We start from the raw sequence: 6,969 nt of genomic DNA, 5'->3' as shown, positions 1-6,969 counted from the left end.
TTTCTACTATCAACTGCACTAGGCATCCCCCCGTGCCATTGACATCACTTATATAATACCAATGTGCTTTCATTTAGCGATTGCTACACACAGATGCAAGCTCTGCGTAGCGATCGCCTGTGCCAGTTGCGTAAGTCCTATAATAGTCTGCTGACTCTGGGTTACATCCCATTTGCCCTAACAGATGTGTGGAGGACAATTGGCTACAAGATTTAAGAGGATGTTTTAAAAGGGGGGAGGGTTGGGAAAAAAGCTCACAAGGTATAAGCTGAGATTTGTAGATATCAGCACCTTGTGAGTAAACGAATAAAGTATATCCTAGCAACCTAACATGGGAACAGTATCGCCATGATTCCCATCATACTCAGACGACTGGCTTGATTATTGACTAACTTTGATTTTTAAAACATCTTCTTAAGTTTTGTCAAGATTGTATGAACTTAGTCTAGATGAGGTGCAGTTCCCATGAGTTTTAACCAGCGATAATTAGAAGCCAATGCGGCAGTAAAATTTGGGCAAACATTGTATTTAACGCCAAAATCTTCACAAACATCAGCTAATATTTTAGATATTTGAGGATAATGAATATGGCAAATATTCGGAAATAAATGATGAACAACTTGATAGTTAAGACCACCAAGATACCAGGTTAAAAATTGATTATTGGGAGCGAAATCAACGGTAGTTCTTGTTTGAAATATTGCCCATTCATCCTCAATCTTTAAATCACCACTGGACTCAATAAAGTCTGCTGCTTCCATAACATGAGCCAGCATGAAAATTGTAATACTCACCAAGCCATAGGTCATATAAGTAATACAAAATCCTATAAGCGCCTGAATAGGTGTATATCCGATAGTAATTGGTATTCCCAAGAATAGCCCTAGCCAAATAAATTTCCCACTCACAAAAATCAACAGGTCTATTGGTTTAAGCTTAGGAATATCATAGGTGTGATATTTCCGGTTAACCGTAATGAAACCAATATCATGTATAGACCAATAAAAGGGTATGATAGTATATATCAACCAGATGAATATATGTTGAAACGAGTGATACCATTTATGCTCAACATAGACAGTCATCCTCACTAATCCACCACCATGTATTTCTACATCATGCCCTAATAAATTAGTGTATTTATGGTGGAGAAAATTATGTCTAAACTTCCACAAATAACTAGATAGACCAATGATATCATAAGTGATACCCAAGATATTATTGACAATTTTTTTGCGAGAGTAAGCACCGTGATTTGCATCATGTCCTACATTAAAAGCAACACCAGCAATTCCCAATCCTAAGAAAATACAGCTGATGACTTTTATCCATATTTGTGGTGGTCCGAAGAGAGTAAATACCCAAGCAGAGATTACCCAGGAAAAAAGGACTGCTGTTTTAATGTACATTGCAGGATTATCTCTAGTAGAAATATTCTGCGACTGAAAATAAGCATCAACCCGGCGATTGAGTTCTTTTCTAAAACCGTAGTTTTTGGTAAAAGTTACTTTTGGTTGTGTTTCTGTCATATATGTTCTTGCACTGGATTGTATTGTGGGAGAACTTGATTCTCCTGAGCTTCTCTTATCCACCGGGTGTGTGAGATCAAAAAAGCCCGCCAAAGCGGACTTTCTTGGTATGGCTGTGGATGATATTAGCCTAGTTTTGACTCTTAGAAGTATAGTAAACCTTGCTACCTGTATCCGGTACAAATTTACAGCTAACAGCAGAACGCCATAGAGACTTCCAAATAGGTTCCTCTGACTTGCGGAAATATTCACCCATCACTGGTTTAATCGCCTCAGTCGCCTTCAACAAATTGTAATGGGGAATGTTAAGGAATATGTGGTGAGCAACATGAGTACCAATATCATGATGAATGTGATTTACCCAACCGTAATCACGGTCAATACTAGAAATTGCGCCTTTGAGAAAAGTCCAATTTTCCCCACGGTACCAAGGAATATCTGGCTCAGTATGATGTAGAAATGTTACCAAATCTAACCAAATCACAAACACAATGTAGGGCATAGCGTAGTATTTTAGCAGCCACATCCAACCCCATTGATAGGTGAAGAAACCTAGTAAACCTACCATAGCAATCCACAGTATAGTACTAGTCAACACATCCGATTTTTCCGATGGCTTAAACAGGGGGCTGCTAGGTGAAAAGTGAGAACCTTCCTTACCTGGAGAACGCTTAAATAAATACACCGGATAAGCCAAAAGAAAGACATAATATCGCCCTATCTTTTGCAATAGTGGCATTTCCTTGTACTGGGATTCAGTCACAGGATACCAGCTTTCATCATTATCGATACTGCCAGTATTTTTGTGGTGAGTTCTGTGGCTAATTCTCCAACCATGATAAGGGACTAGTATTGGTGTGTGGGATAAGTGTCCAATCAAATCATTGAGCCATTTTTGCTTAGAAAAAGATTGGTGTCCGCAGTCATGTCCAACTACAAACAAAGCCCAAAACATTGTCCCTTGCATGAACCAGAAAACTGGCCAAAAATACCAAGAATCTAGATAATAAGCCACTGCATAAAGTAGGCTAATAATCAAGATGTCACGAAAAAAGTAAAATAGGGATTTAGTTACATTTGGCTGAAAGCATTCAGCCGGTATAGCAGCTTTCAAATCCTGAAGAGTAAAGGGAAGTTGGGTTTTTTCCTCAGACAATTTACAGTCATCAGAATTATTGAAAGCGATAGTATTTGATGGCACTTGATTCTTTTGTGGGATAGAAATCAGACTTTTTTGACATATTTTTGGGATTAGCTTTCACTAATACCCTATAAGGTAATCTCTGGTAATTCAACTCAGCTTAAAAGTAGATTAAGAATTACCAGAGCCTATTTAATTTACAGGATAATCAGCACTGTTGCAAGTATTGAGAATGCAATTTATGCCGGGTGGTATTTATTGTTGTTTTCCTGCGTAATACTCATTGAAGGTCTGATAGCCAATATCAGTTTGATACAGTTGACATTGGTCTGTGATTTGCTTCATTAAAGACCAAGAAAACTGACATTCATCATGTAGATAAGGCTGCCAATTTTTCTTAATGCTGCTATAGGCTAGACGCAAATTATAAGCAGGGATAGCAGTAGAAATGTGATGGGGAACGTGGACATTGATATCATGGCAGAGGATTTCTACCCAGCGGGGATAATCACAATGAATGGTACCAAATAGTTGTGCTAAAGCCTCATTCCACTTGTTAGCTGTTTCAAAAGAAACATCTGGGGCGGTGTGATGAACAATTGTGAAGGTACTCATCCAAAAATGGTAAACCATCCAGGGTAGTAGCCAAAATTTGACAAATCCCCAAATACCAGTTGTAGCAATCAAAAGAGGAAAAACGATGGCGGCAAACACAACTACTACAGCCACAGAAAGCTTAACACTTGATTGGTCTTTGGTTTTGAATTTCCGCCAATCAAAATGTACCACTGCCCAATGTCCAATGGAACCTACCCACCACAGACGCTGACGCATAAACCTTTCAAAGGCAAATTGCTTTAAGGGTGACCAATTGGTAAACACTTGTGTTCTAATGGGATGCCAAGCATTATCCTCATCCAACTTGTTGGTATGAGCATGGTGATGATTATGCTTAATTCGCCAGCTGTGGAAGGGGTAAATTAACGGCATCATAAATAAATGCCCCACTAAATCATTTACCCACATACTTTTAGCAAAAGACCTGTGACCACAATCATGGCCGATGACAAAAAAACCTGTTAAAGCAGTACCGGTAAAAATCCAAGCTAGGGGTAAGAGAAACCAAGGACTGATGGTGAGCAGATAGTAGCCCAAGGCTACCATAGAAACACTGATGAGAACTTGTGTCCAAGCTTTGCGACTGTTTTTCTCAAAACATTCCCTGGGTAAGCTTTTGATAATATCTTGTAGCTTCAGCTTGGGTTCGCCAAGGTCCTCACCTAGTTTTTGGCTGTTGATTATTGATGTAGTCATGAATACCTGGAAAACAACAGACTTCCCTACCAATTCACCAAAAAGGTGGATGGATGTAAAGTTTCTTAACATTAGCGTCTTGGATTATAGCAATCTCAGCTACACAAGCGCACTATTTTTATTAGCTATAGGAGATAATTTTCCCTGTGGTGAATGGTTATTAGTTTTTCAGGGAAATTAGCTTTGACCCACTATTAACCAATCACCTGTAAATTACTGCCTTTTACCTGCCAACTTGACATTTGTAGCTAGACCGAGTAATTGCAGTAATTGAATAGTCATCCAAGTTAAATCGATTTCCCACCATTCCAGGCCGTGACGAGCAGAGTATTGATAGGCATGGTGGTTATTATGCCAGCCTTCACCGAATACTAGCACCGCCACCCACCAGCAGTTAGTGGAGCGATCGCCAGAATCATGACTACGATAACCAAATTTGTGAGTAGCGCTGTTCACCAACCAGGTGCAATGGTACACCCAGACAATGCGAACAAAGATACCCCAGACCACAAAAGGCCAGCCACCCAGATACATGAGTAATAAACCCAGTGCCACCTGAATCAAAATAAAATATTTCTGTAAAAACTGATAAACTGAGTCTTCGGCAATATCTTTGGTGAACCGAGGAACGTCAGCATGAGCAGGAGAGTGATAAATTAACCAACCCATATGACTCCACCAGAAGCCTTTATTGGAATCATGGGGGTCTGTTTCGGTATCAGAATGTAAATGATGAATGCGATGTGTACCTACCCATTCAATTGGACCTCCTTGACAGGCCAATGTCCCACAAAACACCAAGAAATATTCCAGCCATTTGGGAGTTTGAAAACTGCGGTGAGTTACCAGACGGTGAAAACCTAGAGTAATACCCAATCCACCGGTTATCCAGTAAAGTAATAAAGCGACACCAACGGCATTCCAGCTAAAGTTACTAGGAACCAAAGCAAATAAAGCGCCGATGTGCAGAGCAATGAAAAACAGGGTATTCACCCAGTTAATTTGAGGTTTAGTTGAAGTAGCAATTGTCATGCAATAACCCGAGTTGAAATTGTCTAGCCTAATCTGCGTGATTGGAAAATCCGCATATCTAACTAATTTTTTGTGAAAGAGGAACTAATGAATAGCGTGGAACAGCTGCGGCAAGCAGAACAGGCACTGTTAGAGATTTTTTCTGGAATTGACGCTCAGGTCAAGCATAATCTGAAAAGAGTCCTGGATGCCTTTGGTCATCACCGTGTTGGGGCACACCATTTTGCTGGTGTCAGTGGTTATGGCCACGATGATTTAGGAAGACAGACGTTAGATCAAGTGTTTGCCGAAGTCATGGGTGCTGAAGCGGCGGCGGTGCGAGTGCAGTTTGTTTCTGGTACTCATGCGATCGCCTGCGCCTTATTTGGTGTGCTCCGTCCTGGAGATGAGATGTTAGCAGTAGCTGGTTCTCCCTACGATACGCTTGAAGAAGTCATTGGTTTACGAGGTAAAGGCCAAGGTTCCCTTCTTGAGTTTGGCATAAATTACCGCCAATTGGAGCTAACCCTCCAAGGAACTATAGATTGGCAAACCCTAAGTAGTAGCATTAGTGAGAACACCCGGTTAGTGTTGATTCAGCGTTCTTGCGGGTATTCCTGGCGGCCGAGTTTATCAATTAGCGACATAGAAAAAATCGTTTACCTAGTGAAACAGCAAAACCCCAACACCGTTTGTTTTGTAGATAACTGTTACGGGGAATTTATTGAAACCAGAGAACCCACAGATGTTGGTGCCGATTTAATCGCCGGGTCATTGATTAAAAATCCTGGGGGGACAATCGTCACAGCGGGGGGTTATATTGCTGGTCGTGCTGACCTAGTAGAAGCGGCCGCCTGTCGTCTCACAGCTCCTGGGATTGGTAGTTATGGTGGTGCTACCTTCGACCAAAATCGCCTGTTATTCCAGGGCTTATTTTTAGCTCCCCAGATGGTAGGGGAAGCCATGAAAGGAACTCACCTAACTGGTTATGTATTCCATAAGTTAGGTTATCCAGTCAATCCTGCACCCCTAGCACCCCGTGGGGATGTCATTCAAGCCATTAAACTCGGCTGTGCTGCCAAACTAATTGCCTTCTGTAAAGCCATACAACAGCATTCACCCGTAGGTTCCTATCTCGACCCCATTCCCGATGATATGCCGGGCTACGAGAGCCAAGTAGTCATGGCTGGGGGGACGTTTATTGAGGGAAGCACTTTAGAATTTTCCGCTGATGGTCCTTTGCGTGAGCCTTATGTGGTTTATTGCCAGGGGGGGACTCACTGGACCCATGTGGCGATCGCATTAGAGGCGGCGATCGCAGCGGTGGGAATGGCTACATAGGTTGAGTGAGTAGTAGCCTAGTTGACAATTAAATAGACAAACCTATACACTTATCTACACACCTATAAGTGTATTTATGTTTCTAAACAAGATATGACAGAATTAGACAACAAAGAAGTACAGTGTTGAGGTCGAGCAATGCTTTTATCCATTAAAACAAAGTTAAAACTGAGTAAAACCCAAGAAATAATAATGAATAAACACGCAGGTATTGCCAGGTTTACTTATAACTGGGGTTTAGCGACTTGGAATAATCTTTATAAAGATGGATTAAAGCCCAACAAATATATTCTGAATAAATTCTTTAATAATCATGTTAAACCTGAGTTTGAATGGATTAAACAAAAAGGTATTTGTCAGAAAATAACTCAATATGCTTTCGACCATTTAGGTGATTCTTTCTCTAGATTCTTTAGCGGTAAAGGTGGATATCCTAAGTTTAAAAAGAAAGGACATCGCGACGCGTTTACCATTGATGCTGGAGGTAAGCCGATTCCAGTAGGCGGCAAATCAATAAAGCTACCGACGATTGGAAGGGTAAAAACTTATGAAGGCTTGCCACACACAACCTGTAAATCAATCACAATATCAAAGACTGCTAATAGCTGGTTCATTGCTTTTGCTTACGAGCAA

Annotated in this window: 7 protein-coding genes; 3 read left to right on the top strand and 4 right to left on the bottom strand. The window is 40.9% G+C overall.

Features of this window, described 5'->3' with window-relative positions:
• Positions 1–93: 93 nt before the first annotated feature.
• Positions 94–216, top strand: coding sequence for a hypothetical protein (locus NWP22_RS12990; protein WP_280801977.1), 123 nt, complete (start codon positions 94–96; stop codon positions 214–216).
• A gap of 224 nt (positions 217–440) precedes the next feature.
• Here NWP22_RS12990 and NWP22_RS12985 read toward each other — a convergent pair whose 3' ends face one another.
• The 4 genes from NWP22_RS12985 to NWP22_RS12970 all read right to left on the bottom strand — a co-directional run bounded on the left by NWP22_RS12985 (position 441) and on the right by NWP22_RS12970 (position 5,016).
• Entirely contained in the window at positions 441–1,529 is a 1,089-nt protein-coding gene (locus tag NWP22_RS12985) for a fatty acid desaturase family protein (protein ID WP_271733218.1), read from the bottom strand.
• 130 nt (positions 1,530–1,659) lie between these two features.
• Complete coding sequence (locus NWP22_RS12980; protein ID WP_271733220.1) at positions 1,660–2,730, bottom strand: fatty acid desaturase; 1,071 nt, start codon at positions 2,728–2,730, stop codon at positions 1,660–1,662.
• A gap of 195 nt (positions 2,731–2,925) precedes the next feature.
• Positions 2,926–3,984, bottom strand: a complete 1,059-nt coding sequence (locus NWP22_RS12975) for a fatty acid desaturase (RefSeq protein WP_271733221.1) — start codon at positions 3,982–3,984, stop codon at positions 2,926–2,928.
• A gap of 213 nt (positions 3,985–4,197) precedes the next feature.
• Positions 4,198–5,016 (bottom strand): acyl-CoA desaturase, encoded by an 819-nt coding sequence (locus NWP22_RS12970; protein WP_271733222.1) that lies wholly within the window; start codon positions 5,014–5,016, stop codon positions 4,198–4,200.
• An 87-nt stretch (positions 5,017–5,103) separates the two neighbouring features.
• On the opposite strand from NWP22_RS12970, the gene NWP22_RS12965 reads away from it, so the two are divergent.
• The gene (locus tag NWP22_RS12965; protein ID WP_271733224.1) at positions 5,104–6,336 is read left to right on the top strand and encodes a methionine gamma-lyase family protein; all 1,233 of its coding nucleotides are present in this window, start codon (positions 5,104–5,106) and stop codon (positions 6,334–6,336) included.
• 138 nt (positions 6,337–6,474) lie between these two features.
• Positions 6,475–6,969 (top strand): RNA-guided endonuclease InsQ/TnpB family protein (locus tag NWP22_RS12960; protein ID WP_271733223.1); only part of this gene is annotated, 495 nt, incomplete at its 3' end.

It is taken from the genome of Anabaenopsis tanganyikae CS-531, from assembly GCF_029891675.1.
Lineage (GTDB): Bacteria > Cyanobacteriota > Cyanobacteriia > Cyanobacteriales > Nostocaceae > Anabaenopsis > Anabaenopsis arnoldii.
This window is presented reverse-complemented; position numbering and strand designations above follow the sequence as displayed.

What these genes read in the sequence shown, in the direction of transcription:
- NWP22_RS12970 (WP_271733222.1), bottom strand. Translation starts at nt 5,016, where the DNA reads ATGACAATTGCTACTTCAACTAAACCTCAAATTAACTGGGTGAATACC.
- NWP22_RS12990 (WP_280801977.1), top strand. Translation starts at nt 94, where the DNA reads ATGCAAGCTCTGCGTAGCGATCGCCTGTGCCAGTTGCGTAAGTCCTAT.
- NWP22_RS12975 (WP_271733221.1), bottom strand. Translation starts at nt 3,984, where the DNA reads ATGACTACATCAATAATCAACAGCCAAAAACTAGGTGAGGACCTTGGC.
- NWP22_RS12965 (WP_271733224.1), top strand. Translation starts at nt 5,104, where the DNA reads ATGAATAGCGTGGAACAGCTGCGGCAAGCAGAACAGGCACTGTTAGAG.
- NWP22_RS12985 (WP_271733218.1), bottom strand. Translation starts at nt 1,529, where the DNA reads ATGACAGAAACACAACCAAAAGTAACTTTTACCAAAAACTACGGTTTT.